1 protein-coding gene is annotated in these 903 nt (G+C 67.9%); it reads right to left on the reverse strand.

The window, feature by feature from the left end; translation table 11 throughout:
• The coding region (locus U9980_RS24420) for a class I SAM-dependent DNA methyltransferase (protein WP_322770077.1) at nt 1-781 on the reverse strand (781 nt) is incomplete at its 3' end.
• Nucleotides 782-903: the final 122 nt, after the last annotated feature.

A 903-nucleotide genomic window follows, 5' to 3' on the forward strand; every position in this document is an offset into this window, starting at 1 on the left:
TCACGCTCGGGTGCAGGCCGGACGGTCGGGCGAGCGCGTCGGCCACCTCGATCGGGGACGGCCCGTTCGGCTGGCCGATGCCGTGCAGCAGCATGTTCATGGCGGCGAGGCGGGCTGTGCCGTCGACGAGTTCGGTGCCGGTGATGGCGGTGCGTCCCAGCGCCCGGCGCTGCTCGGGGGTGAGTTCGGCAGCGTGATGCGCCTGAATGCGCTCATAGGCCGCGAGGAGGAAGCCGCCGGTGCCGCAGGCCGGGTCGTGCACGGTGTCGGCCGGCCCAGGTCGCAGGCAGTCGACCATCGCTGTGATCAGTGACCGTGGGGTGAAGTACTGGCCGGCGCCGGACTTGATGTCCTCCGCGCTCTTGGCCAGCAGCTCCTCGTAGGCGTCGCCCTTCACGTCGACCCCGGCGGCCGACCACTTCTCCTTACCGATGAGGTCGACGACCAGCTTCTTCAGCTTCGCCGGATCCTGGATCTTGTTCTGCGCCTTACGGAAGATGACCCCGAGGGTGCCGCTCTCCCGGGACAGCTCGTCCAGGGTGGTGCGGTAGACCTTCTCCAGCGTGTCACCCTCGTAGTCGAGCAGGGCCTGCCACCGGTTCGCGACGTGCGCGAGCGCCGTGTCGGGGTTCAGCGGACGGTTCGCCCGCTCGTGCGCCATCTTCAGGAACAGCAGGTAGGTCAGCTGCTCCACGTAGTCGATGGTGGACACGCCGTCATCCCGCAGGACGTCACAGTAGTTCCACAGCTTGGCGACCAGCCGCCGCGACTCAGCACTCACGAGAGCACATCCTGACCGGTCGCACTGACAGCCCGACGCCTACCCCTCGGGACAGCGCCCGCCGGCCTCGGCATCCTCCTTATGACACGAACGTCCAGATAGCACTCTCCGGAAGCTGTGGC

It is taken from the genome of Protofrankia sp. Cr1, from assembly GCF_963555865.1.
Classification (GTDB): Bacteria; Actinomycetota; Actinomycetes; order Frankiales; family Frankiaceae; genus Protofrankia.